Origin of the sequence: Paraburkholderia nodosa DSM 21604 (genome assembly GCF_000519185.1) — a bacterium.
In the GTDB taxonomy this organism is placed as follows: Bacteria; Pseudomonadota; Gammaproteobacteria; order Burkholderiales; family Burkholderiaceae; genus Paraburkholderia; species Paraburkholderia nodosa.
This window is the reverse complement of the sequence record NZ_JAFA01000005.1, coordinates 63,612-85,987: the sequence shown is the minus strand read 5'-3', so window position 1 is coordinate 85,987 and position 22,376 is coordinate 63,612. Positions and strand designations below refer to the sequence as shown.

At 65.8% G+C, this 22,376-nt stretch carries 23 protein-coding genes; 7 read left to right on the top strand and 16 right to left on the bottom strand.

Annotated elements, in window-relative coordinates:
* Positions 1-51: 51 nt before the first annotated feature.
* The 3 genes from slmA to argB are packed head-to-tail and all read right to left on the bottom strand — an operon-like array spanning position 52 to position 2,509.
* Positions 52-738 carry a nucleoid occlusion factor SlmA gene (gene slmA / locus A3CW_RS0108630; protein ID WP_028203196.1) on the bottom strand — a complete coding sequence of 229 codons (687 nt, stop codon included), beginning with the start codon at positions 736-738 and terminating at the stop codon, positions 52-54.
* 45 nt (positions 739-783) lie between these two features.
* Entirely contained in the window at positions 784-1,557 is a 774-nt protein-coding gene (locus tag A3CW_RS0108625; protein WP_028203195.1) for a pyrimidine 5'-nucleotidase, read from the bottom strand.
* A 52-nt stretch (positions 1,558-1,609) separates the two neighbouring features.
* On the bottom strand, positions 1,610-2,509 hold the full coding sequence (gene argB / locus A3CW_RS0108620; protein WP_028203194.1) for an acetylglutamate kinase: 900 nt from the start codon (positions 2,507-2,509) through the stop codon (positions 1,610-1,612).
* Between the two features lie 308 nt (positions 2,510-2,817).
* On the opposite strand from argB, the gene A3CW_RS0108615 reads away from it, so the two are divergent.
* Entirely contained in the window at positions 2,818-3,054 is a 237-nt protein-coding gene (locus tag A3CW_RS0108615) for a cysteine-rich CWC family protein (protein WP_028203193.1), read from the top strand.
* A gap of 13 nt (positions 3,055-3,067) precedes the next feature.
* Here A3CW_RS0108615 and A3CW_RS54540 read toward each other — a convergent pair whose 3' ends face one another.
* Together A3CW_RS54540 and A3CW_RS45715 are read right to left on the bottom strand one after the other, a co-directional pair.
* Entirely contained in the window at positions 3,068-3,229 is a 162-nt protein-coding gene (locus tag A3CW_RS54540) for a hypothetical protein (protein WP_407669720.1), read from the bottom strand.
* Between the two features lie 12 nt (positions 3,230-3,241).
* Complete coding sequence (locus A3CW_RS45715) at positions 3,242-4,717, bottom strand: hypothetical protein (RefSeq protein ID WP_407669719.1); 1,476 nt, start codon at positions 4,715-4,717, stop codon at positions 3,242-3,244.
* A 117-nt stretch (positions 4,718-4,834) separates the two neighbouring features.
* On the opposite strand from A3CW_RS45715, the gene A3CW_RS45710 reads away from it, so the two are divergent.
* Positions 4,835-6,271, top strand: coding sequence for an ATP-binding protein (locus A3CW_RS45710; protein WP_051481329.1), 1,437 nt, complete (start codon positions 4,835-4,837; stop codon positions 6,269-6,271).
* An 18-nt stretch (positions 6,272-6,289) separates the two neighbouring features.
* Positions 6,290-6,832 carry a response regulator transcription factor gene (locus tag A3CW_RS0108600; protein ID WP_028203192.1) on the top strand — a complete coding sequence of 181 codons (543 nt, stop codon included), beginning with the start codon at positions 6,290-6,292 and terminating at the stop codon, positions 6,830-6,832.
* A gap of 68 nt (positions 6,833-6,900) precedes the next feature.
* Here the strand turns inward: A3CW_RS0108600 and hslU are convergent, their stop codons facing one another.
* The 9 genes from hslU to A3CW_RS0108555 all read right to left on the bottom strand — a co-directional run bounded on the left by hslU (position 6,901) and on the right by A3CW_RS0108555 (position 16,335).
* Positions 6,901-8,250: an ATP-dependent protease ATPase subunit HslU gene (hslU, locus tag A3CW_RS0108595; protein WP_028203191.1), complete on the bottom strand. Its 1,350-nt coding sequence runs from the start codon at positions 8,248-8,250 to the stop codon at positions 6,901-6,903.
* 36 nt (positions 8,251-8,286) lie between these two features.
* A complete protein-coding gene (gene hslV / locus A3CW_RS0108590) occupies positions 8,287-8,823 on the bottom strand; it encodes an ATP-dependent protease subunit HslV (protein ID WP_028203190.1) in 537 nt (178 codons plus the stop codon).
* A gap of 337 nt (positions 8,824-9,160) precedes the next feature.
* On the bottom strand, positions 9,161-9,580 hold the full coding sequence (gene dksA / locus A3CW_RS0108585; protein WP_028203189.1) for an RNA polymerase-binding protein DksA: 420 nt from the start codon (positions 9,578-9,580) through the stop codon (positions 9,161-9,163).
* A gap of 595 nt (positions 9,581-10,175) precedes the next feature.
* Positions 10,176-11,261 carry a CobW family GTP-binding protein gene (locus A3CW_RS0108580; protein WP_028203188.1) on the bottom strand — a complete coding sequence of 362 codons (1,086 nt, stop codon included), beginning with the start codon at positions 11,259-11,261 and terminating at the stop codon, positions 10,176-10,178.
* 221 nt (positions 11,262-11,482) lie between these two features.
* Entirely contained in the window at positions 11,483-12,685 is a 1,203-nt protein-coding gene (locus A3CW_RS0108575; RefSeq protein ID WP_028203187.1) for a class I SAM-dependent rRNA methyltransferase, read from the bottom strand.
* 63 nt (positions 12,686-12,748) lie between these two features.
* Complete coding sequence (gene xerC / locus A3CW_RS0108570) at positions 12,749-13,687, bottom strand: tyrosine recombinase XerC (RefSeq protein ID WP_028203186.1); 939 nt, start codon at positions 13,685-13,687, stop codon at positions 12,749-12,751.
* A gap of 21 nt (positions 13,688-13,708) precedes the next feature.
* The gene (locus tag A3CW_RS0108565; protein ID WP_028203185.1) at positions 13,709-14,392 is read right to left on the bottom strand and encodes a DUF484 family protein; all 684 of its coding nucleotides are present in this window, start codon (positions 14,390-14,392) and stop codon (positions 13,709-13,711) included.
* A 130-nt stretch (positions 14,393-14,522) separates the two neighbouring features.
* The gene (dapF, locus tag A3CW_RS0108560) at positions 14,523-15,389 is read right to left on the bottom strand and encodes a diaminopimelate epimerase (RefSeq protein ID WP_028203184.1); all 867 of its coding nucleotides are present in this window, start codon (positions 15,387-15,389) and stop codon (positions 14,523-14,525) included.
* Between the two features lie 58 nt (positions 15,390-15,447).
* The gene (locus A3CW_RS0108555; RefSeq protein WP_028203183.1) at positions 15,448-16,335 is read right to left on the bottom strand and encodes a lipid A biosynthesis lauroyl acyltransferase; all 888 of its coding nucleotides are present in this window, start codon (positions 16,333-16,335) and stop codon (positions 15,448-15,450) included.
* A 260-nt stretch (positions 16,336-16,595) separates the two neighbouring features.
* Between A3CW_RS0108555 and metK the strand changes: the two genes are divergently transcribed.
* On the top strand, positions 16,596-17,786 hold the full coding sequence (gene metK, locus A3CW_RS0108550) for a methionine adenosyltransferase (RefSeq protein WP_028203182.1): 1,191 nt from the start codon (positions 16,596-16,598) through the stop codon (positions 17,784-17,786).
* A 115-nt stretch (positions 17,787-17,901) separates the two neighbouring features.
* On the opposite strand, the gene A3CW_RS0108545 is transcribed toward metK, so the two are convergent.
* Positions 17,902-18,270 (bottom strand): hypothetical protein, encoded by a 369-nt coding sequence (locus A3CW_RS0108545; protein ID WP_028203181.1) that lies wholly within the window; start codon positions 18,268-18,270, stop codon positions 17,902-17,904.
* A gap of 521 nt (positions 18,271-18,791) precedes the next feature.
* Between A3CW_RS0108545 and A3CW_RS0108540 the strand changes: the two genes are divergently transcribed.
* Positions 18,792-19,553 (top strand): phytanoyl-CoA dioxygenase family protein, encoded by a 762-nt coding sequence (locus A3CW_RS0108540; protein WP_028203180.1) that lies wholly within the window; start codon positions 18,792-18,794, stop codon positions 19,551-19,553.
* Positions 19,554-19,575: 22 nt separating this feature from the next.
* On the opposite strand, the gene A3CW_RS0108535 is transcribed toward A3CW_RS0108540, so the two are convergent.
* Positions 19,576-19,782 (bottom strand): DUF3185 family protein, encoded by a 207-nt coding sequence (locus A3CW_RS0108535; RefSeq protein ID WP_028203179.1) that lies wholly within the window; start codon positions 19,780-19,782, stop codon positions 19,576-19,578.
* A gap of 234 nt (positions 19,783-20,016) precedes the next feature.
* Here A3CW_RS0108535 and mgrA point away from each other — a divergent pair, with 234 nt between their 5' ends.
* Positions 20,017-21,060 carry an L-glyceraldehyde 3-phosphate reductase gene (gene mgrA, locus A3CW_RS0108530; protein WP_028203178.1) on the top strand — a complete coding sequence of 348 codons (1,044 nt, stop codon included), beginning with the start codon at positions 20,017-20,019 and terminating at the stop codon, positions 21,058-21,060.
* A gap of 273 nt (positions 21,061-21,333) precedes the next feature.
* A complete protein-coding gene (locus A3CW_RS45705; RefSeq protein ID WP_063750819.1) occupies positions 21,334-22,257 on the top strand; it encodes a fatty acid desaturase in 924 nt (307 codons plus the stop codon).
* Positions 22,258-22,376: the final 119 nt, after the last annotated feature.

The window sequence follows — 22,376 nt, the reverse complement described above, 5'->3', positions numbered from 1 at the left end:
CTCCTGGTAGCGACGCGAGCCACCGCCGCGGAAAGACGCCGCGCGGCCGCGCTATTGAAGAATGATGCGGATCTGCTCGTCGGCGTGCTCGCTCGGTGAACGCGTGAAGCCGCTTTGCGCATAGCGATGCCAGCAACCGATCACATAGCGCACGACCAGATTCGCCCGGACCGTTGGATCGTATCCTTTGGCGGCAGCCTTCGCGTTGACATGGTCAGACCCCGAAATTGCCTTGCGCTCGGCCTCCTGCGCGAGGTCGACGCGCAGGCACTGGCGCAGCGACGCCTCGACGCGATCGAGCATCTGGTTCACGCGCTCGGCGAGGCGCTCGTGCTCGCCCACGAGGGCTTCGCAGGTCAGTACGCGGGTCATGCCGGCGTTGCGTGTCGAAAAGTTGACGAGCATCAGGGCGATTGCGCGCGCCTGCAGGACGCCGCTCGGCTCTTTTTCGACGATCTGGTTGATGAGCCCGAAGAGTGTCTGCTCGATGAAATCGATCAGGCCCTCGTACATCTGGGCCTTGCTCGCGAAATGGCGATACAGCGCGGCCTCGGAAACCCCCAGGCGCGCGGCCAGCGCCGCGGTGGTGATTTTTTCGCCGCGCGGCGCCTCGAGCATGCTGGCGAGCGTCTGGAGAATGTGGATACGGCGTTCGCCCGGTTTCGGGCGGGGGGCGCGGCGGGCCGCGCCCGGCGAATCTGCTGCTTCGACTGCTTCACGCGTTTGTGTCGGCTGCATGGATATCGTCCCTGGCGTTGGCCTCTGGGTGTGCGCTCCCCCGTTTTACTTCGAGCGTCCCGACTGCAGGCCTGGTTTCAGAGATTTTAGCGAACGAATGCGACGATCGACATAGTGAGGCCTGCCGGTGCCCGGCAGATGCGGCGGCAAATGCCCGGTGATCCAGACGGTGCGGATGCCGAGGCGCCGGTAGCGCTTGAGGTGGCTGCGCGTGTCTTCGATCAGGATCGCATCGGCGAGCGCCACGCCCGCCCGGCGCAGCGTGCCGCGCAGCATCGCGCAGTCGGGCTTGGCGCGCCAGTGGCTGCGCGAGCGCATGCCTTCGATGGCGATCACGCGTTCGAACAGCCGCTCGATGCCGAGCGCCGCGAGCACTGCGTGCGCGTAGTCCTCGGGACCGTTGGTGAGAACGATCTTGCGTCCGGGCAGGGCGGCGAGCGTGCGGGCGAGGCCGCGCTCGGCGTGCAGCATGCCCTGCAGGTCGTCGAAGGTGTGCACGACCTTGAGGAAGTCGTGCGGGTCGATCGGATGATGGCGCGTGAGGCCGAGCAGCGTCGCGCCGTAGCGGCGCGTGTAGCTCGTGCGCAGATGATTGGCTTCGTCGCGGCTCACGCCGAGCGCGTCGACGATGTACTGCGTCATGCCGGCGTTGATGGCCGGGAAGATCGCGCGCGACGCATTGTGCAGCGTGTTGTCGAGGTCGAAGAGCCAGACGGGGCCGCGCAAGGTGGGGGCGCCATAGCTGGGGCCGCCCGCTGTGCGGGCGACGCGGCGCGGCCGGCGCCGGGCACGCCTGGCATGAAGGCTGGAGTCGGTCATCGCGGACGTGAGACGCGGCGGCGGCACGGCGCCGCCGCCGGGAGGAAGGGGCTTAGTGCGAGCGGATCATCGTGCCGAACGGTTGTTCGGTCAGGATTTCCAGCAGCACGGAGTGTTCGATGCGGCCGTCGATGATGTGCACCGAGCGCACGCCGCTCTTGGCCGCGTCGAGCGCCGACGAGATCTTCGGCAGCATGCCGCCCGAGATCGTGCCGTCTTCGAAGAGGGCGTCGATTTCACGCGCCGAGAGGTCGGTGAGCAGATTGCCCGCCTTGTCCATCACGCCCGGGATGTTCGTCATCATCACGAGCTTTTCGGCGTTGAGCACCACCGCGAGCTTGCCCGCCACGAGGTCCGCGTTGATGTTGTACGAGAGGCCGTCTTCGCCGAAGCCGATCGGCGAGATCACCGGAATGAACGCGTCGTCCTGGAGCGCCTTCACGACCGCCGGGTTGATGGCCTCGACTTCGCCCACCTGGCCGATGTCGATGTACTGACCGGGGTTGTCGCGGTCCGGCATCATCAGCTTGCGCGCGTGGATCAGGCCGCCGTCCTTGCCGGTCAGGCCGACCGCGTGGCCGCCGAAGTGGTTGATGAGCGTGACGATGTCCTGCTGCACTTCGCCGCCGAGCACCCACTCGACGACTTCCATGGTTTCTTCGTCGGTCACGCGCATGCCCTGGATGAACGTGCCTTGCTTGCCGATCTTCTTGAGCGCCGTATCGATCTGCGGGCCGCCGCCGTGCACGATGACCGGATTGATGCCCACGAGCTTGAGCAGGATGACGTCGCGCGCGAAGCCCTGCTTGAGCCGCTCTTCGGTCATCGCGTTGCCGCCGTACTTGATGACGACGGTCTTGCCGTGATACTGGCGAATGTAAGGCAGCGCTTCGGCCAGAATTTCGGCTTTCAGGGTGGGGGCGATCTGCGAAAGGTCGATGGGCTCGGACATGGCGGCGGAGACTGGACGAAAAACAGACGAAACTCGCGGACGAAGATCCGCGGACGAAAAACGCGGCGGCAAAACGGTCGAAACAGGCCGGATTGTACAGGACTGGCGCGGTGCAGCAGAGAAAAGGGCGGGGAAAACGACGCGCATCTCGCGCTCGGCGAGGCACATGCGCAACACGGGCGCGGGCGCATCGGCAGCGCCGCAAAACGGGGCGAAATCGGCAGGAAATGGCGGGCGTGAAAAGCGAGGCGCGGGCTGTGGCATCATCTTCTTGTCGCCAACCCATGGCTTCGAGAGGAGTGCGCGCCATGACCGCCTCCGCCGTGCCCGCCACCGGCATGAAAAGCGCCCGCTGCCCGCGCTGCGGGAACAGCTTCGACTGCGGCAGGAACACCGAACCCTTCGATTGCTGGTGCAAGTCGCTGCCCGCGTTGCCCGCGAGCGAGCTGGACCCGCGTGGGCGCTGCCTCTGCCCCGAATGCCTCGCGGCCGCGGCGGCTCCGGCTGCGGGCGCCGCGCCGAAGGGCAGGAGCGCTATGCCATGAAGTGCACGCTGACTTACGCGCTGCGTTGCGCACTCCGCGCGAGCGCCGCGAGATCGGCGCCGACTTCGTCGAGCACGGGCTCCCACTGTCTGAACGCCTTTTGACGGTACAGCCGGGTATTCGGATACCACGGACTGTCGCGCCGATCCAGCAGCCAGACCCAATGCGGATTCACGTCCAGCAGCACCTAGGCGCGCTTGCCGAGCGCGCCCGCAAGGTGTGCGCTCGACGTGCACACGGAAATCACCAGGTCGAGCGTGTCGACGAACGCGGCGGTGTCGTCGAAGGTCTTCCACTGAGCGCTGAAGTCGGCCACCTCGAAGCCCGCGTCGCGCGCCGCGGCGATGTCTTGCCCTGCGCCGGGCTGCAGTGAATAGAACGCCACGCTCTCGATGCCGCCGAAATGCCGGGCGTACCGCTCGAGCCCGACGCGACGAAACGGGTTGCGTTTGTGCGTGAGGCTGCCCGTCCACGCGAGCCCGACCTTCAGGCGCTGTTCACCCGCAAGGCGTTCGCGCCAGCGCGCCGCCGCCTCGGGATCGGCCTTGAGATAACCCGTGGGGCCCGGGATCGTGGCTTCCTCGGTGCCGAAAATGAGCGGCAGGCTCAACAGCGACACTTCGCAATCGTAGGGCGGCAGGTTTTCGACGGGGCCACCCGCGCAGTACAGATCGCAATGGCTGCCCAGGCTGCGCGCGAGCAGCGCGCCCATCTGCGGAAACGAATTCCAGACGAGCCGGCCGCCTTCGCGATGCACGCGTTCGGCGAGCATGGGCACGTAGCGGCAGAATTGCAGCAGGTCGCCCATGCCCTGTTCGCCCCATACCAGCAATGTGCGGCCCGCGAGCGGCTCGCCTCGCCACCCGGGCTTCGGGAACACCGGGCGGCCCATGGCCAGCTCACTCGACCCCTGCCAGCGCATCTCGTGTCCGGGCCAGCCTTCGGCATAGTTGCCGCGCAGAAGCTGGGTCATCGACAGGTTCAAGCGTAGCGATGCGTCGTTGGGCGCATACTGGCAGGCGGCGCGCGCGGCGCGTTCGACCTCGTCCCACTGCTGCGTTTCCTTGCAGGCCATCGCATGGTTGTTCAGGGCGAGCGCGCTTTGCGGCGCGAGATCGAGCGCGCGGCGGCTGGCGTGAAGTGGCCGCGCCGTGTCGGTATCGGTTGGGAACACGCGGGCCAGGTTGATCCAGGCGTTGACGTTGTCGGGCTCTTCGGCGACCGTTTCTTCGAGCAGCGGCAGAATCTCGCGGTCTCCAAAATTGATCTGCATCAAAGCTGTTGCAAGATTGTTGCGCAGATTTGGAAACGTACGCGCGATTCCCAGCGCGTGGCGGTAAGGTTCTACCGCTTCGGCGTGACGGTTTGCAAACTGCAGCGCGAGGCCCGCTGCGAACCACGCGGCGGCCCGCTCCGGTGCGAGCCGGGCGATCGCGGCGCTCAGGCGTACGGCTTCTTGCGCCAGGGCGCTGTCCTGTGCGCGAGCGGCGATGAGCACGAGCGTGTCGTCGTCCAGGCCGCGCAGCTCGGCGCGCGTGGCGGCCAGCAATTCGTGTGCGGACGCATCGGTCGCCTTGTCGGTTCCACTGGCGGTGGCAGCGTCGATGAAATCGAGAAAGAGATTGCGCACAGTGTGAAGTACGTCAGGGGGCGAGGCTTGCATTGTTCCGTCTTGCTTGTCAGAAAGCGCCGAAGCGAATGTGGTCGGCGGATGACATAGATTGAAGCAAACCCTTTCAAGATGATGAATCAGATAAGTCTTAACCGGTAAACTGACAGCATGCATCGCATAACCGTCAGTGCTCGCGTCAATCTCAGCCATCTGTTCTGGCTGCGCAGTCTCGCCATCATCGGCCAGCTCTGTACGATCGCATTCGTGCAACTCTTCATCGGCGTGCAGTTGCCGCTGCCCGCCATGCTGTTCGTGATCGCCATGGAAGTGGCGTTCAACGGCGTGACCTGGCTGCGCGTCACGCAGGATCGTCCCGAGTCGAATCTCGAACTGTTCGGCCAGCTCTGGGTCGATCTCGGCGCGCTTTCCGCGCTGCTTTTTCTTTCCGGCGGCACGACCAATCCGTTCGTCTCGCTCTACCTGCCCTCGCTCGCCATCGCGGCCGCCGTGCTGCCGTGGTATCTCACCGCCTGGCTCGCGGCCTTCGCGGTGGCCTGCTATGTGCTGCTCGGCTTCGACAACGTGCCGCTCAATCTCGACAATCCCGCCAACCTGTTCGACTACTATCGCGCGGGCATGTGGGTGAACTTCATGGTGAGCGTGTGCCTGATCGTGTGGTTCGTTGCGCGCATGTCGCGCGCGCTGCGCCAGCGCGACACCGCGCTCGGCGATGCGCAGCAGCGCCTGCTGCGCGACGAGCGCGCCGTGGCGCTGGGCGTGCAGGCCGCCACCGTGGCGCACGAGATCGGCACGCCGCTCTCGACCATCGCCATGCTCACCGAGGAGCTGCGCGACGTCGCGCGCACGGACAAGGGCCTCGATCCGTATGCCGCCGACCTCGAACTGCTCGACAAGCAGATCTCGCTTTGCACCTCGGCGCTCGCACGGCTGAGAAGCCGCGCGTCGTCCACGGGCGCCCGCCAGGTCGTGAGCGAATGGCTCGGGCCGTTCGTCGAGCAATGGCGCCTGCGCCATCCGCACGTGAAGTTCGAACTCCTCGACAATGGACCGGGCGACTTCGCCCTCGACGACACCGTCGCCGTCGGCCAGATCCTCACCATCCTGCTCGACAACGCTGCGCGCGCCAGCCGCGATTTCGTGACGCTGCGCGCCTATGCGGCCGCGCGGGCCGGGTACGTCGATTTCGAAGTTTGCGATGCCGGGCCCGGCATTCCGTCGTCGCTGCGCGCCTCGATCGGCGCCGCGCCCGTGGACAGCACTCAGGGTGGCCACGGCGTCGGGCTGTATCTGGCGTTTTCGTCGGCGGCGCGGCTTGGCGGCTCGATCGAGCTCAACGACGTCACGCCGCCCGGCAGCGCATCGGGTGAAGTGAGCGGCGCGGATGACGAGACGTCGGCCGGCGTCGTAACCGGCAGCGGCATGCACCCGCGCCGCCCGCGCGGCACCCGTGCGGTGCTGCGCCTGCCGGCGAAGCAGATCAAGGCGGGTCAGGCGAGCCCCGCGGCGGCGGCGCGCGAGGGCGCAGCGCCCGCGGGTTCGGAGATTGGATCAGGCGAGGGGCCGACCCGGCCCGACGCCGCGTAACAACACGGAGAATTAGGCATGAGCGATATGAGTTTTCTGGTCATCGACGACGACGAAGTGTTCTCCGACATCCTCACGCGCGGCCTCACGCGGCGCGGCTTCGAGGTGAAGCAGGCACACAATGCGGAAGAGGCGATTCGCTTCGCCAACCAGCAGAAGTTCTCGCAGATCACCGTGGACCTGCATCTCGGCAACGACTCAGGCCTGTCGCTCATCGCGCCGCTGCGCGAACTGCAGCCGGACGCACGCATGCTCGTGCTCACGGGCTATGCGAGCATCGCCACGGCGGTGCAGGCCGTGAAGGACGGCGCGGACAACTATCTGGCCAAGCCCGCCAACGTCGAGATGATTCTCTCGGCACTCCAAAGCGATGCGAGCGCCATGCAGGCCGAAGAGGCCATCGAGCACCCGGCGCCGCTCTCGGTCGCGCGCCTCGAATGGGAGCACATCCAGCGCGTGCTGGCCGAGCACAACGGCAACATCTCGGCCACGGCGCGCGCGCTCAACATGCACCGGCGCACGCTGCAGCGCAAGCTCGCGAAGCGCCCGGTGCGCCAGTAAGCACAGCCCGGCGCGGCAAAAGAAAAGGGACCCCGCGGGGTCCCTTTTTCATGCGCCATGCGTAACGTTTAGAGCACGTAACGCGACAGGTCTTCGTCCTGCGCCACTTCGCCGAGCGCCTTGTCGACATAGGCGGCGTCGATCGTCACACTCTGGCCCGCGTGATTGCCGGCCGCGAACGACACATCTTCCAGCAGCTTTTCGATCACCGTGTAGAGACGGCGCGCGCCGATGTTCTCGGTCTTCTCGTTCACGGAGAAGGCGATTTCCGCGAGGCGGCGAATGCCGTCTTCGGCGAAATCGAGATGCACGTCCTCGGTTGCGAGCAGCGCCTGATACTGCTTCACGAGGCTCGCGTCGGTCGAGACCAGAATCGCTTCGAAGTCCTTCACGGAGAGCGAGTCGAGTTCCACGCGAATCGGGAAACGGCCCTGCAGTTCGGGAATCAGATCGCTCGGCCTCGAAAGATGGAACGCGCCGCTCGCGATGAACAGAACGTGATCGGTCTTCACCATCCCGTATTTCGTGTTGATGGTCGTGCCTTCCACGAGCGGCAGCAGATCGCGCTGCACGCCCTGACGCGAAACTTCGCCGCCGCTGCCTTCGTTGTTGCGCGAGGCGATCTTGTCGATTTCGTCGAGGAACACGATGCCGTTCTGCTCGACGTTCTGCACGGCCTTTTGCTTGACCTCTTCGTCGTTGAGCATCTTCGCCGCTTCTTCGTCGGTGAGGACCTTGAGCGCTTCCTTCACCTTGAGCTTGCGGCGCGTTTTCTTGCCGCCGCCCAGATTGGCGAACATCGAGCGGATCTGCTCGGTCATGTCTTCCATGCCCGGGGGGCCCATGATGTCCATGCCGACTTGCGGCTGCTCGACGTCCAGCTCGATTTCCTTGTCGTCCAGCTGGCCTTCGCGCAGGCGTTTGCGGAAGGTCTGACGCGTGGCGTTGTCGCCGCTTTCGGCGTGGCTCGCCGCATCGGACGAACCGAAGCCTACCGGGCGCGCCGTCGGCAGCAGGATGTCGAGGATGCGGTCTTCGGCCTGATCCGTGGCCTTGCTGCGCACCTTGCGCATTTCGGTTTCGCGCGTCTGCTTCACCGAGATTTCGATGAGGTCGCGCACGATGCTGTCCACGTCGCGGCCCACGTAGCCCACTTCGGTGAACTTGGTCGCTTCGATCTTGATGAACGGCGCGTCCGCGAGCTTCGCGAGACGGCGCGCGATTTCGGTCTTGCCGACGCCCGTCGGCCCGATCATGAGGATGTTCTTCGGCGTGATTTCCTGGCGCAGCGGATCGGCGACCTGCTGGCGGCGCCAGCGGTTGCGCAGCGCGACGGCCACGGCCTTCTTCGCGTTCGCCTGGCCGATGATGTGCTTGTCGAGTTCCGAGACGATCTCGGCGGGGGTCATGGTGCTCATCCTGATTCCTTCTCGTCTGTGCGGTCGGTTGGCGAGTTATTCGATGGTTTCGATCACGCGATTGTGGTTCGTGTAGATACACATGTCGCCCGCGATCTCGAGCGATTTTTCGACGATCTCGCGCGGCGAGAGTTCGGTGTTCTCCAGGAGCGCGCGGGCCGCGGCCTGCGCATACGCGCCGCCCGAACCGATCGCGCAGATGCCTTCTTCGGGGTCGAGCACGTCGCCGTTGCCGGTGATCACGAGCGTGGTGGTCGGGTCGGCGGCGATCAGCATGGCTTCGAGGCGGCGCAGCATGCGGTCGGTGCGCCAGTCCTTGGCGAGTTCGACGGCGGCGCGCGTGAGGTTGCCCTGATGCTTTTCGAGCTTGGCTTCGAAGCGGTCGAGCAGCGAGAACGCGTCGGCGGTGCCGCCGGCGAAGCCGACCATGACCTTGCCGCCGTAAATGCGCCGGACCTTCTTCGCGCCACCCTTCATGACGATGTTGCCGAGGGTGACCTGGCCGTCGCCGCCGAGCGCGACCTTGTCGCCGCGCCGCACGGATACGATCGTCGTGCCGTGAAATTGCTCCATGTGCGTTCCTTTTTACCGTTGATGCCGGGTTGGGTGCGAAGGTGGTGTGCCTGCCGCTTTCGGGTGGGCGCCGCGGTGCTCGCGCGTCGTGCACGCTGCGGGCGCCGCCGCCCTGAATCCGGGTGCGCTGCGCGCGCCTCTCGGGCGCCGCGAGCGCATATCACCTGGAGTTTAGGGCGGCGATGGGCATATCAAGGCCCGCAGGCACAGAAAACGGCACGGCGGCCGGGCGTGCAACGGCGCGCGCAAAAGAAAAAAGCGCACGGGGCTCCGTGCGCTTCGACAGGGAAGGCAAGTCGCTAGCCGCGCAAGCAGGGCTGCGCGGCCAGAAAAAAGCTCAATCGCCGAACAGCTTCTGGCGCAGTTCGCGGCGCTCTTGCGCTTCGAGCGAGAGCGTGGCGGTCGGACGCGCGAGCAGACGCGGGATGCCGATCGGCTCGCCCGTTTCTTCGCACCAGCCGTAGTCGCCGGAATCGATGCGAGCGAGCGATTGCTGCACCTTCTTGAGCAGCTTGCGTTCGCGGTCGCGCGTACGCAGCTCGAGCGCATGCTCTTCTTCGATGGTCGCGCGGTCGGCCGGATCGGGAACGATCACGGTTTCGCGCAGATTCTCGGTGGTCTGGCCCGCATTGCGGAGGATTTCCGCCTGCAGCTGTTCGAGCCGGTTCTTGAAGAAGGCGAGCTGATCCTCGTTCATGTAATCCTTGTCGCTCATCTTCAGGATTTCGGCTTCGGTCAAGAGTCGTTTCGTCGTCATCTGGCTTGCTTCTTCAATGAGTGAGGCAAAACTGGCACATCTTGCCTGCACTTTTGTGTTGCCCGCAGTGGCCGCGGTGGCCTTTACCAACCTTTACCACTTTGCCAGGCGCAGTTACCGCGCCGTTATATGCGCGCTGGCGGGCACGGACGATGAACTGTCGTGACGCCCGAAGCGCCGCTGCGGGGCCGAACTCCTCTGGAAACCGGTCATCAGATGCTCCTGAGGCATATATCGTACCGACTGCGCGCTGCGACGCGATGCGCTGCCGGCGGGGCGTCCCTCGGCTGAATTCCGGGGCACCTCTCTTCCAGTGGGGCCGTATTGTAACCGAACCGCAAACTCGCGCCGCAAGCGGGAAATCCCTGCGGTGGCCCGCCTGTCGCCATGCCGTTTGTGAACCGGTCGATATCCAGAAAATATAACGCGCCAATCGTGAAAAAGCGATGGTCGGGTACGTTATTTGACGCACGAAGCCGGCAGGAATTCCTTGCGCGGGCCGCAAACTCAGTCTCGGGCCGCGTCGCAGTGCACAAACTCCAGACGAAAACGCCCGGCAGCGGGCCGGGCGTATCGGGAAAAGCGGGGAAGTCTGTCAGGCGAGGCAGGCGTCGAGCCCGTCGGTGATGAGGTCCTGCGGCAGCTCGATGCCGATGAACACCATCTTGCTGCCCTTCTTCTCGATCGGCAGCCATTTGGCGGCTAGGTCGCTGCCCATCATCTGGTGCACGCCCTGAAATACCACCTTGCGGTCCACGCCCTTCATGTAGAGCACGCCCTTGTAGCGCAAGAGGCGCTCGCCGTAGATCTGCAGGATGCCGCCGAGGAAGTCTTCCAGGCGGTTCGGATCGAACGGACGGTCGCTGCGGTAGACGAACGACTTGATCTTGTCGTCGTGGTGCGCGTGATGGTGGTGGGCGTGATCGTGGCCTTCGTGGCTGCACTGGCCGTGATCGTGGTCGCAATCGGCGTGGTCATGATCATGCGCGTGATCATGGTCATGATCGTGATGCGCGTGAGCGTGATCGTCTTCGGCGAGGAAGTCGGGGTCGATTTCGAGCTTAGCGTTCAGGTTGAAGCCGCGCAGGTCGAACACTTCCTTGATGTCGGCCTCGCCGAAATTCACCTGGCGGATCTGCGCCTTCGGGTTCATGTGCAGCACGCGATGACGCAGGTCGGCGAGTTCGTTTTCGTCGACGAGGTCGGCCTTCGTGATGAAGAGGCGGTCGGCGAAACCCACCTGGCGCTGCACCACTTCGTGCTCGTCGAGCTGATGGTTGCCGTGCTTGGCGTCCACGAGCGTGATGATCGCGTCGAGCAGGAATTCGTCGGCGATCTCGTTATCCATGAAGAACGTCTGCGCGACCGGGCCCGGATTGGCGAGGCCGGTGGTTTCGATCACCACGCGGTCGAAGTCCAGCTTGCCATCGCGCTTTTGCTGCACGAGGTCGCCGAGCACGCGCGCGAGGTCGCCGCGAATCGTGCAGCAGATGCAGCCGTTGCTCATCTGGATGATCTGCTCGGTGCTGTCCTGCACGAGGATTTCGTTGTCGATGTTCTCTTCGCCGAACTCGTTCTCGATCACGGCGATCTTCATGCCGTGCTTCTCGTTCAGGATGCGCTTGAGCAGCGTGGTTTTGCCGCTGCCGAGAAAGCCGGTCAGGATGGTGACGGGAATCATGCTGGTTGCCATGCTGTCTGCCTGGTAGGTGTTCGAGGGGTACGTTCAGGCGCGCCGCTTCGTGCTGTCGCTGCCTTCGAGTGTTACGACATAACTTTCTATTGAAACATATCTGCGCCGCGCCCGCATGCGGCGGCCGGGCGCGAGACCCAATCGGGGCGCGAACGAGCGATTCGAAAGGTGCTCCAGCGCGCCGCCGAAAAAGCTCAAGTAAGGCCGTCTCAGGCGATTTGCAACAGCAGGCCCTTCAGATATTCGCCTTCCGGGAACGCCGTGAGCAGCGGGTGATCCACACCCGCGCCAAGGCGCTTGAGAATACGCGCGTCCACCCTGGCGTCGGCGGCGGCGCCGGCCACGATCTTCTGGAACAGCGCCGAATCGATCGCACCCGAGCACGAGTACGTGAACAGCAGGCCGCCCGGGCGCAGCAGCTTGAAACCCGTGAGATTGATGTCCTTGTAGGCGCGCGCGGCGCGGTCCACGTGTTCGCGCGAGGCCGCGAACTTGGGCGGATCGAGCACCACGAGATCGAAGCGCTCGCCTTCGTCGTGGAGGCGGCGCAGCGTCTTGAAGGCGTCCGCGTCGAGCCAGGCGGCGAGCGCGGCGTCGAAGCCGTTCGCCTCGACGTTCTTCTGCGCCGTGGCGAGCGCTTCGCCCGAGGAATCGATCGACACCACGCGTTTCGCGCCGCCCTTCATGGCCGCGAGCGAGAAGCCGCCGGTGTAGCAGAAGCAGTTGAGCACCTCGCGCTCGCGCGCGTACGTCTGCACGAGTGCGCGGTTGTCGCGCTGATCCACGTAGAAGCCGGTCTTGTGGCCGTTGCGCACGTCGACGTGATAGCGCACGCCGTTCTCGCTCGTGATGATCGTTGCGGGCGGTTCGTCGCCGGCGAGCAGGCCGGTGATCTGTTCGAGCCCTTCCTTCTCGCGGATCGACACGTCCGAGCGCTCGTAGACGTTCGGGCAGCCCGTGGCCGACGTGAGCGCGGCGACGATCGCGTCCTTCCACGCCTCGACGCCCGCCGCCATGAACTGGCACACGAGCTGGCCGCGGCCGTCGCCGCCATCCTCGATGTAGTAGTCGACGATCAGGCCAGGCAGACCGTCGGCCTCGCCGAAGATCAGGCGCACCGCGCCCGTGCCGCTCACCATCGCACGGCGGTCGGCCACGGCGCGCTGCACGCGCCGCTTGAAGAACGCGTGGTCGATCGGCTCGTTTTCGTCGAAGCTCCACACGCGCGCGCGGATCTGCGAATGCGGGCTGTAGGCGGCGCGCCCGAGAAAGCGGCCGTCGGCCGCGCGCACGATGACGGTGGCGCCTGGCGCGGGCTTGCCTTCCACGCGGTCGATCGCGTTCGCGTAGACCCACGGATGGCGGCGCAGCAGGGATTTTTCTTTGGACGGCTTGAGGGTGACGATATTCATGATGGGTTCGATGCAGGGTAACGGCACTGGTGTCGCGCAGCGTTGCGCGAGCGCCGTGGCGTATCAATCGCGCTTTTTGGCGCGCGGATGCGCGGTGTCGTAGACCTTCGCGAGGTGCTGAAAGTCGAGCGACGTATAGACCTGGGTGGCCGAGATGCTCGCGTGGCCGAGCAGTTCCTGCACGGCGCGCAGGTCGCCGCTCGACTGCAGCAGATGGGTGGCGAACGAGTGCCGCAGCACGTGCGGGTGCACGTTCGCGGGAATGCCCGCCGCAATGGCGGCGCGCTTCACGCGCTCGCGCACCACGCCGGGCGCCATGCGGTTGCCGCGCACGGAGAGAAAGAGCGGGGCGTCGTCGTGCTTCACGAGGGCGCCGCGGGCGGCGAGCCACGCGTCGAGCGCGACGAGCGCCTTGCGCCCGACCGGCACCATGCGGTGACGGTTGCCCTTGCCCAGCACCTCGACTTCGGCGGCGTCGCGCTTGAGCCAGCCCGCCGATTCGTAGCCGTCGCGCTTGACGTAACGCACGTCGAGTCCCACGAGCTCGGCGAGCCGCAGCCCCGACGAGTAGAACAACTCGAGCATCGCGTGGTCGCGCAGCGCCTCGGGACCGCCTTCCTGAGTGCCGGCGATGGCGGGCGCTTCCATGAGATGCGCGGCGTCGTCGACGGAAAGCGCCTTCGGCAGCGTTTTGGCGCGCTTGGGCGCACGCACGGCGGCCACGGGATTCGCGTCCATCTCGATGCGCCCCGCGAGCCAGCGATAGAAGGCGCGCCAGGCCGAGAGCCGGTGCGCGATCGAGCGCGCCGAGAGGCCGCCCGCATGCGCGCGCGCCACCGCGCCGCGCACTTGCGCGGCGTTGACCGTTTCGAGCGGCTTGCCGTTGGCGAGCTTCTTCAGCTCGTCGAGTTCATGCGTGTAGCCGCGCAGCGTGTGCTCCGAGAGCCGCCGCTCGTGTTCGAGCGTCGCGAGGTAGTCGGCGATCGGGTCGGTCGGGTTCACGTTGGGCGGCCTGGGTGGGTGTCAGTGCGGCAGCAGGCGCGAGAGCGCCGCGCTCGCGAGTGCACCGATCTGCGTGAGAAAGTCGGTGGCCATGCCTTCGTGGAAGCGGCGCGGGTCGGGCGAGCCCATCACCAGCAGGCCAAAGGCTTCGGCCACTGGCGCGTCGTTCGAGGCGACAGCGGGGGCGCGCAGCGCGATGATCGCGACCGATTCGGCGGCGCCGTCGCTCGAGTCGAGCCATTGGGCGGCCTCGAAGCCGGTGTTCGCGCCGCAATACGGCGTGTCGAGACTGTTCGCGAAGATGCGCACTTCCTCGCCGGTATGGCGCGCGAAATCGGCCTGGCTGTAGGCCTCGGCCACGTCCCACACGCGCAGCGCGGCCTGCGGCATGTCGAACACGTCGCGCAGGTTCTGCGTGATCGAGCGCGGCAGCGCGTACGGATCGCGCTCGGCGATCATGCGCGTGGTCCAGCGGTTGAACTTCGCGGCGATCGAATCGTTCTCGTGACCGTAGCGAAGCAGCTCCGAAAGACGCCGCTCGAGATGCTTGTTCTTCTCGCGCAGCATTTCCATCTGGCGTTCCTGCAGCGAGACGGCAGCCTTGCCGTGAGGATTGCCTAGCTTGATCGTCGCGAGCAGTTCGGCGTGCTCAACGAAAAAATCGGGGTGGGCGAGCAGATAGTCGGCAACTTCGCGATCGTTCATGTTGTGGACGCGTTGTAGTTGTGAGGCGCGCACGGCGGCGCGCAGGCTGTCATGCGGTTGATTGTTTTTGCGTAATCGTGCGGCGCGACGTTCTCTCGTTGCGCACGCCGCACGACGCCGATGGTGCGCGCTAGTCGGCCAGCTCGATCTCGCCTTCGAATACCGTGGTGGCCGGGCCCGCCATGGTGAGCGCGGTGGATTCGTCGCGCGCGCCGTCCCAGGCGATGGTCAGCAGGCCGCCGTGGGTATGCACCTTCACGGGCGTGTCGAGCAGCCCGCGGCGAATACCCGCCGCCACGGCCGCGCACGCGCCCGTGCCGCACGCGAGCGTTTCGCCCGCGCCGCGCTCGAATACGCGCAGCTTCACTTCGTGGCGCGAAACGATCTGCATGAAACCGGCATTCACCTTGTTCGGGAAACGCGCATGCGTTTCGATGACCGCGCCTTCGGCCTTCACCGGGTACGCCTCGACGTCGTCCACGACCTGCACCGCGTGCGGGTTGCCCATCGAGACGACCGACACCCAGCGCCGGGCGCCGTTCACGTCGAGCGGCCAGAGCGTGTCGTTGCCTTCGCGGCGGCCTTCGAGGCCGTTCGCGTTGAACGGCACGAGCGCCGGCTCGAACTCGGGGCGGTCCATGTCGACGACGACTTCACCGTTTTCCTGCACGACGAGCGTGATCGTGCCCTTCTGCACCTGCACGCGCACGCGGTTCGAATCGGTGAGCTTGCGGTCGCGCACGAATTTCACGAAGCAGCGCGCGCCGTTGCCGCAGTGCTCGACCTCGCCGCCGTCGCAATTGAAGATGCGATAGCGGAAGTCCACGCCTTCGACGGTCGGCTTCTCGACCAGCAGCAACTGGTCCGCGCCGATGCCGAAGTGGCGATCGGCGAGCGCGCGCACGCGCTCGGGCGAGAGCGCGAGGTCCTGGCTGTAGCCGTCGAGCACGACGAAGTCGTTGCCCGCGCCGTGCATCTTGGTGAATTTGAGTTTCATGCCGTTATTGTAAGCGAGGCCCGGGCGAAAACCCGGGCCTCGATCGTGTGTGCAACGTTCAGCGGTAGACGCTCGGCTCGCCTGGCGGCCGCGTCTTGAAGCGCCTGTGGACCCAGTAGTACTGCTCGGGAATGCGCGGAATCTGTTCTTCGAGGAAGGCGTTCATGCGGCGTGCGTCGAGATCGTCGTCGCCGGTTGGATAATTTTCCCAAGGTTTGAACACTTTCAGCCGATAACCCTTGTAATTGGGCAACACCTCGCCGATGAACGGTACGACCTGCGCATGACCCACCTTCGCCAGACGCCCCACAGCAGTGAGCGTGCACGCCGGCACGCCGAAGAAGGGCACGAACGTGGAATTGCGCATGCCGTAGTCCATGTCGGCGCCGAGCATCACGGGTTTCTTGTCGCGCAGCCAGCGCAGCACGGCGCGCGCGCTGTCCGCGCGGCTCACCATTTCCGCGCCGAAACGGCTGCGTCCCGCCTTGGCCGCGGCTTCGAATTCTGGGTTCGAGAACGGCTGGTAGAGCGAGCCGCACGGCCGGTGCAGCGAGTAGTTGAGGAACATGGAGCCCGCCTCGATACCCACGAAATGCAGGCCGAGGAAGAGCGTAGGCGGCAGGTTCGGATCGGTGAGATCGATCTCGCTGTCGAGCTCGACGATTTTTTCGAGCTTCTTCGCCGAGGCGAACCATTGCACGCTGCGCTCCATGTAGCTGCGAATGGCGTGACGGAAGTGCAGCCCCGCCACTTCCTCGCGCTTTTCGTCGCTCCACTCGGGGAAGCACAGGCGCAGATTCGTATGAACGACGCGCTTGCGCCGGCTCGGGATCTGGTAGAGCAGCCAGCCGAGGCCGTCGCCCAGACGCGCGACGAAGCCATAGGGCAGGATCGCGAACAGCTTGAGCAAGCCGATGGCGAAACGAGAGCCGAGTTTGCCTAGCATGCGGCAACTCCGCGGCACGGCTTGCGAACTGTGGGGAAGGCGACGAACGGCACGCGAGGGTACTCTGCGACAATTTAAGGAAGTCGCTATAATAAGGGCTTCGCCGAGTTAATAGACAACTTGCGGGGCGAAGCCGGATGACCATGATCGATCGCAAATCATGGCAACTGGGCAGCAATTCCGCTAAAGCGTCGCCGCTTCAAAGCTCCCGAAGCTGGCTACGTGAACTCAACCGTCACCAGCTATAAGGAGCCTGACACGTGGCAAACGACTATTTCTTCACTTCCGAATCCGTTTCGGAAGGCCATCCGGACAAGGTCGCCGACCAGATCTCGGACGCGATCCTCGACGCCATCCTCACGCAGGACAAGTACTCGCGCGTTGCAGCGGAAACGCTCTGCAACACGGGTCTCGTCGTGCTCGCCGGTGAAATCACCACGACGGCCAACGTCGACTACATCCAGGTCGCGCGCGACACCATCAAGCGCATCGGCTACGACAACACCGACTACGGCATCGACTACCGCGGCTGCGCGGTGCTCGTCGCCTACGACAAGCAGTCGCCGGACATCGCCCAGGGCGTGGACCGCGCGCACGACAACAACCTCGACCAGGGCGCCGGCGACCAGGGCCTGATGTTCGGTTATGCGTGCGACGAAACGCCCGAGCTGATGCCGCTGCCGATCCACCTGTCGCACCGTCTGGTCGAGCGCCAGTCGAACCTGCGCCGCGACGGCCGTCTGCCCTGGCTGCGTCCGGACGCGAAGTCGCAGGTCACGATCCGCTACGTCGACGGCAGGCCGCACGCCATCGACACCGTCGTGCTCTCCACGCAGCATTCGCCGGACATCGACCTCGGCACGCTGCGCGAAGCCGTGATCGAAGAGGTCATCAAGCCGGTGCTGCCGGCCGAGCTGATCAAGGGCGACATCAAGTTCCTCGTGAACCCGACCGGTCGCTTCGTGATCGGCGGCCCGCAGGGCGATTGCGGTCTCACGGGCCGCAAGATCATCGTCGATACCTACGGCGGCGCAGCCCCGCACGGCGGCGGTGCGTTCTCGGGCAAGGATCCGTCGAAGGTGGACCGCTCGGCAGCCTATGCTGGCCGCTACGTCGCGAAGAACATCGTGGCCGCCGGCCTCGCGTCGCGCTGCCTGATCCAGGTGTCGTACGCAATCGGCGTGGCTGAGCCGACCTCGGTCATGGTCAACACGTTCGGCACCGGCAAGGTGTCGGACGCGACCATCACGAAGCTCGTGCGCGAACACTTCGACCTGCGTCCGAAGGGCATCATCCAGATGCTCGACCTGCTGCGTCCGATCTACGAAAAGACCGCCGCTTACGGCCACTTCGGCCGCGAAGAGCCGGAATTCTCGTGGGAAGCGACCGACAAGGCGCTGACTCTGGCCGAAGCCGCCGGCACGGAGCCGGTGAGCGCAGCCGTCGCGTAAGCGTTCGCAAAAGCCGGCCTCGCGCCGGCTCGAGCGAAGAAAAACCCCGCAGGGCGCAAGCCCGTGCGGGGTTTTTTGTTTTCTGCGGATCGCGCGGCGTGGGTCGCGCGCGGGCTCAGCGCATCGCGAAGCCGAACCAGCCCGCGCTGCTCGCGGCCATCCGGCGCGGCTTGCGCGTGCTGCGCGCCACATGAACCGTGGAAGGCGCGGCCAGCGTGCGCAGCGGCGCATTCGGGCGATAGAGCAGCGTGCGCAGCGAGAAATGACGCGTGCCCGAGCGCATGCGCAGCACGGCGAAGAACGAGTGGAACCAGCTGCGCATATTGTCGACGGGCTTCACTTCGCGCACTTGTTGCGTGAGCGCGCGGGTGCGGGCGGCGTGGTGTCGCAGTGCGCGCACCAGGTGACGGCGGGCGGGGCGTGCCGCTTTCAGGGCTGTGTGGGCGGCGTGGGTCATGCGTTGAGTATCGAAGAGGGTATGCATGGCGGTTGAGCAATCGGGTTCGAGGTGCGCCTTGCGCGACGCTTTGCATCGAGCAGCAAACGTGCCTGTCTTCCAGGGCGTCACGATCTGGGTGGACGGGAGACAGGCCGCATGGCGCGGCGTAAGACGCGACGCGACGGATTCTTCTGTTGGAGCGCCTTGGGTGGCAAGGCGTTCACGGCGATCCGAGCGTGCGATGAGAATTCGGCGACGTAAAACAACATCACGGCAGGCTACACGCGATTCATGACGGCAGAAAGTCGGTTAATACCCGGCCCTGCGCGTCTTTGATGCACACGATCCCGCCCTTTGTCCTCATCGCGGTGCGCGCGCGCCATTCGCGTGCAGCTCGATTTGCGGCGCGCATGGAGCCACCTCGTGTGAGCGCGTGGTCCTTCCCGTCGTGCCGGCACGCTTTACAATCGATGAGTCGGCGCGCGCCGACGCCTCAGCCCTGGTCGCTTAACGAAGCGACCAGGGCTGCGGCCCTTGCTCGCATCGAGATCGCATACGGAAGTCCCATGTCAGTCCATTCAAAGAAAGAACAGGTGCAGGCGCTGCGCGAGCGCGGCTTCGTGGTCGTGCCGGGGCTCGTCTCGCCCGAGCGCTGCGAGGCGATCAAGCGGGTTGCGCAGGAGCAGTTGCAGGCGGCCGCCGCGCCGCTCGAATTCGAAGCCGATCTGCGCTACCCCGGCGCGCCCGAATCGAAGGATGCCCCTGGCGGCCATACGGTGCGGCGCCTGCTCGACGCCTATTCGCGCCACGCGCTGTATCGCGAGTGGGCCACGTCGCCGGAAATCGCGGGGTGGATGGAGCTGTATTTCGGCGAGGAGCCGGTGCTGTCGTGCGCGCATCACAACTGCATGATGACGAAGCACCCGCACTTCGGCAGCCTGACGGGCTGGCACCGCGACGTGCGCTACTGGTCGTTCGAGCGCGACGACCTCGTGTCGGTGTGGCTCGCGCTCGGGCCGGAGAAGATGGAAAACGGCGGCCTGTGGTTCGTGCCGGGCTCGCACGACGCGCCGTTCACTTCGGACAAGTTCGACCCCGCGAAATTCTTCCGCGCCGACCTGCCCGAGAACAAGGTGTGGATCGATCGCGCCATCGCCCCGACGCTCGCCGCCGGCGATGTGGTCTTCTTCCACTGCAACACGCTGCATTCGGCGGGGCAAAACCAGAGCGATCAGGTGAAGTTTTCGCTCGTGTACACCTATCACGGCGCGAGCAACGTGCCGCTGCCGGGCACGCGCTCGGCGTCGAAGCCCGAGGTGAAGTTCTGAGCCGACGCCGCCGTGCTTGCGCCTAGCGCCGGCGCCCCGACATCGCGAGCCCGGTGATGCCCGCGAGCGTCGCGGCGATGCCGCCCCCAATCAGGAGGATCGTGCGGTCGGTGGGCGCGCCGGTGAACAGACGCGACATGTCGTTCGCGAACGAATGGAGCGACTGGCCGCCGAAGTACAACAGGACGACGCCACAGGCGATGAGCGCGATCGAAATCGCTTTGGCCATGAACAACCTCTCGCAAAGGATGGACGCCGCAGTGTAGGCGAGTGGCCGCGGCGCGTCCAGGGTGCGGGTTTTCCACCGGCCTGACACGCGCTCTCCATCGCCTTTCCCGCATAGTGGGCATCTGCACGGCTTGGGCGGATTGGCTAACATAGCTGCCTCACGCGAGCGGCGCGCCCCACGGCGCGTCGCACCCATCCCTTCGCTCACTTCCCGTTTTCGCCGAGGATTCAGACCATGGCTTACGAAGCAGCCTCAGAACGCTATTCGGACATGCAGTACCGCTTTTGCGGCAAGTCGGGGCTCAAGCTGCCCGCGCTGTCGCTCGGTCTGTGGCACAACTTCGGCGACACCACGCCGATCTCGACCCAGCGCGATATCCTGCGCACCGCGTTCGATCTCGGCATCACGCACTTCGACCTCGCGAACAACTACGGCCCGCCGTACGGCAGCGCCGAAACCAACTTCGGCCGCATTTTCAAGGACGATTTCCGTCCGTACCGCGACGAACTCCTGATCTCGTCGAAGGCCGGCTGGGACATGTGGCCGGGTCCGTACGGCCAGGGCGGCGGCTCGCGCAAGTACGTGCTCGCGAGCCTCGACCAGAGCCTGCAGCGCATGGGCCTCGACTACGTCGACATCTTCTATTCGCACCGCTTCGACGTGGAAACGCCGCTCGAAGAGACGGCGGGCGCGCTGGCCACGGCCGTGCAGCAGGGCAAGGCGCTCTATGTCGGCATCTCGTCGTATTCGCCCGCGAAGACGCGCGAAATGGCCAAGCTCCTCGCCGAGTACAAGGTGCCGCTGCTCATTCACCAGCCGTCTTACAACATGCTCAACCGCTGGGTCGAGGAAGAACTGCTCGACACGCTCGAGGACCTGGGCACGGGCAGCATTGCGTTCACGCCGCTCGCGCAGGGCGTGCTCACGAACAAGTACCTGAACGGCGTGCCCGAAGACGCGCGCGTGAACCGTCCGGGCGGCGGCTCGCTCAAGAGCGAGCACCTGAGCGAGCAGAACATCGGGCACGTGCGCAAGCTCAACGACCTCGCGCTGCGTCGCGGCCAGAGCCTCGCGCAGATGGCGATCGCCTGGACGCTGCGCGGCGGCCGCGTGACCTCGGCGCTGATCGGCGCGAGCCGAGCGGAACAGGTGCGCGAGAACGTCGCCGCGCTGAAGAACCTCGAGTTTTCGAAGGAAGAACTCGCAGAGATCGACCGCTATGCGACCGAGGGCGGCGTGAACCTGTGGGAGAAGCCGTCGACCGATCAGCCCATCTGAGCGTCACGCTTGCCTGCTTCCCGGCGCCAAAAACCGTCTCCTCGCGAGGCGGTTTTTTTATGCGCGAACGCCCGGGCGCAGATCGGCCATGGCCGCACGGCGCGCCGTTCTTCGCTTTGTCATGTGGCCCTGCTAACGTCGCGGCAGCCTTTGCCGCGAGGAATCACCATGGAGTCCTTGAGCGCCGAAACTGAAGCGCTTTCCCCGTCCGCCACCCGCGCTGAACCCGCCAGGCGGCCAACCCACTCACCCCAGCCCGCAACGGCGGCCCGCATGAACGCCGCGCTGATCGCGTTCGCGTTCACGGCGCTTAGCTACGAACTCATCGGATTGCCGCTCTTGCTGGACGCGGCGGGCGGACCGACGCTCGCGCTGCTGGCGACGCTTGCGCCCGTCGTGCTTGCCACGCCGATCCACTGGGGCCTCATTCACGAAGGCATACACGGACAACTGGCGCGCGACCGGCGCGTGAACGAGTGGCTCGCCCGCGCGCTCTCGATCGGTCTGGCGATGCCGTTCGACGCCGTGCGTTTCGGACACCTGATGCATCACCGCTTCACGCGCGAGCCGTTCGACCGGCCCGATGTGCACGACACGCACGACGCGAGCGGCTCGCGCTGGCGTCGGCGCGTGGCGTACTACGGGCGGCTGATGGGCGGCCTGTACCTCGCCGAATTGCTGCTGCCGCTTCTGGCGTTTGTGCCGGTGCGGCTCGCGCGCGCCGTCATTGTGCGCGGCGTGGGCACGCATGGCCGCGAAGGCGTGCAGGTGCAGCGGCTCTTCGCGAACCACGCCGCCGATCCCGTGAGGCGCCGCCGCGCGCGGCGCGACTGGCTTGCGTCGCTCGCCCTTTATGCGGCTTCGTTCGCCCTCTACGGCAAGGCCTGGCCCGTGCTGCTCGCGGCGCTGTACCTGCGCGGACTGTGGCTCTCGCTTGCCGACAACCTGCCGCACTACGGCGTCGCGCTCGACGAACCGGGACGCGCGCGGGATTTTCGCGTGCCGCGCGCGCTGGGCGTGCTGCTGATGAATCATCATCTGCATCGCCAGCATCATCTGCATCCGACGCTGCCGTGGACGGCGCTGCCCGCGCTCGTGCACGCCGAAGAGGCCGCAGGCGCTGCCGCGCGAACGGGATATCTGGCTGCTGCGTTGCGTCAGTTCAAGGGCTTGCAGCCGGGCGTCGATTCCGGCTGAGAGGGAGGGGCGAGCGAGTGGCGCGCGTGCGCGCAAGCCGCGGCGCTTCGAGCCGCGAGGATGCCGCTTCGTCGCTTCGTCACCTCGCGCGCCGGCGCATCACGAACGCCGTGCGTATG

Coding starts and splice junctions, on each gene's coding strand:
- slmA (WP_028203196.1), bottom strand. CDS start 738: ATGCAGCCGACACAAACGCGTGAAGCAGTCGAAGCAGCAGATTCGCCG.
- A3CW_RS0108625 (WP_028203195.1), bottom strand. CDS start 1,557: ATGACCGACTCCAGCCTTCATGCCAGGCGTGCCCGGCGCCGGCCGCGC.
- argB (WP_028203194.1), bottom strand. CDS start 2,509: ATGTCCGAGCCCATCGACCTTTCGCAGATCGCCCCCACCCTGAAAGCC.
- A3CW_RS0108615 (WP_028203193.1), top strand. CDS start 2,818: ATGACCGCCTCCGCCGTGCCCGCCACCGGCATGAAAAGCGCCCGCTGC.
- A3CW_RS45715 (WP_407669719.1), bottom strand. CDS start 4,717: ATGCAAGCCTCGCCCCCTGACGTACTTCACACTGTGCGCAATCTCTTT.
- A3CW_RS45710 (WP_051481329.1), top strand. CDS start 4,835: ATGCATCGCATAACCGTCAGTGCTCGCGTCAATCTCAGCCATCTGTTC.
- A3CW_RS0108600 (WP_028203192.1), top strand. CDS start 6,290: ATGAGCGATATGAGTTTTCTGGTCATCGACGACGACGAAGTGTTCTCC.
- hslU (WP_028203191.1), bottom strand. CDS start 8,250: ATGAGCACCATGACCCCCGCCGAGATCGTCTCGGAACTCGACAAGCAC.
- hslV (WP_028203190.1), bottom strand. CDS start 8,823: ATGGAGCAATTTCACGGCACGACGATCGTATCCGTGCGGCGCGGCGAC.
- dksA (WP_028203189.1), bottom strand. CDS start 9,580: ATGACGACGAAACGACTCTTGACCGAAGCCGAAATCCTGAAGATGAGC.
- A3CW_RS0108580 (WP_028203188.1), bottom strand. CDS start 11,261: ATGATTCCCGTCACCATCCTGACCGGCTTTCTCGGCAGCGGCAAAACC.
- A3CW_RS0108575 (WP_028203187.1), bottom strand. CDS start 12,685: ATGAATATCGTCACCCTCAAGCCGTCCAAAGAAAAATCCCTGCTGCGC.
- A3CW_RS0108565 (WP_028203185.1), bottom strand. CDS start 14,392: ATGAACGATCGCGAAGTTGCCGACTATCTGCTCGCCCACCCCGATTTT.
- dapF (WP_028203184.1), bottom strand. CDS start 15,389: ATGAAACTCAAATTCACCAAGATGCACGGCGCGGGCAACGACTTCGTC.
- A3CW_RS0108555 (WP_028203183.1), bottom strand. CDS start 16,335: ATGCTAGGCAAACTCGGCTCTCGTTTCGCCATCGGCTTGCTCAAGCTG.
- A3CW_RS0108545 (WP_028203181.1), bottom strand. CDS start 18,270: ATGCATACCCTCTTCGATACTCAACGCATGACCCACGCCGCCCACACA.
- A3CW_RS0108540 (WP_028203180.1), top strand. CDS start 18,792: ATGTCAGTCCATTCAAAGAAAGAACAGGTGCAGGCGCTGCGCGAGCGC.
- A3CW_RS0108535 (WP_028203179.1), bottom strand. CDS start 19,782: ATGGCCAAAGCGATTTCGATCGCGCTCATCGCCTGTGGCGTCGTCCTG.
- mgrA (WP_028203178.1), top strand. CDS start 20,017: ATGGCTTACGAAGCAGCCTCAGAACGCTATTCGGACATGCAGTACCGC.
- A3CW_RS45705 (WP_063750819.1), top strand. CDS start 21,334: ATGAACGCCGCGCTGATCGCGTTCGCGTTCACGGCGCTTAGCTACGAA.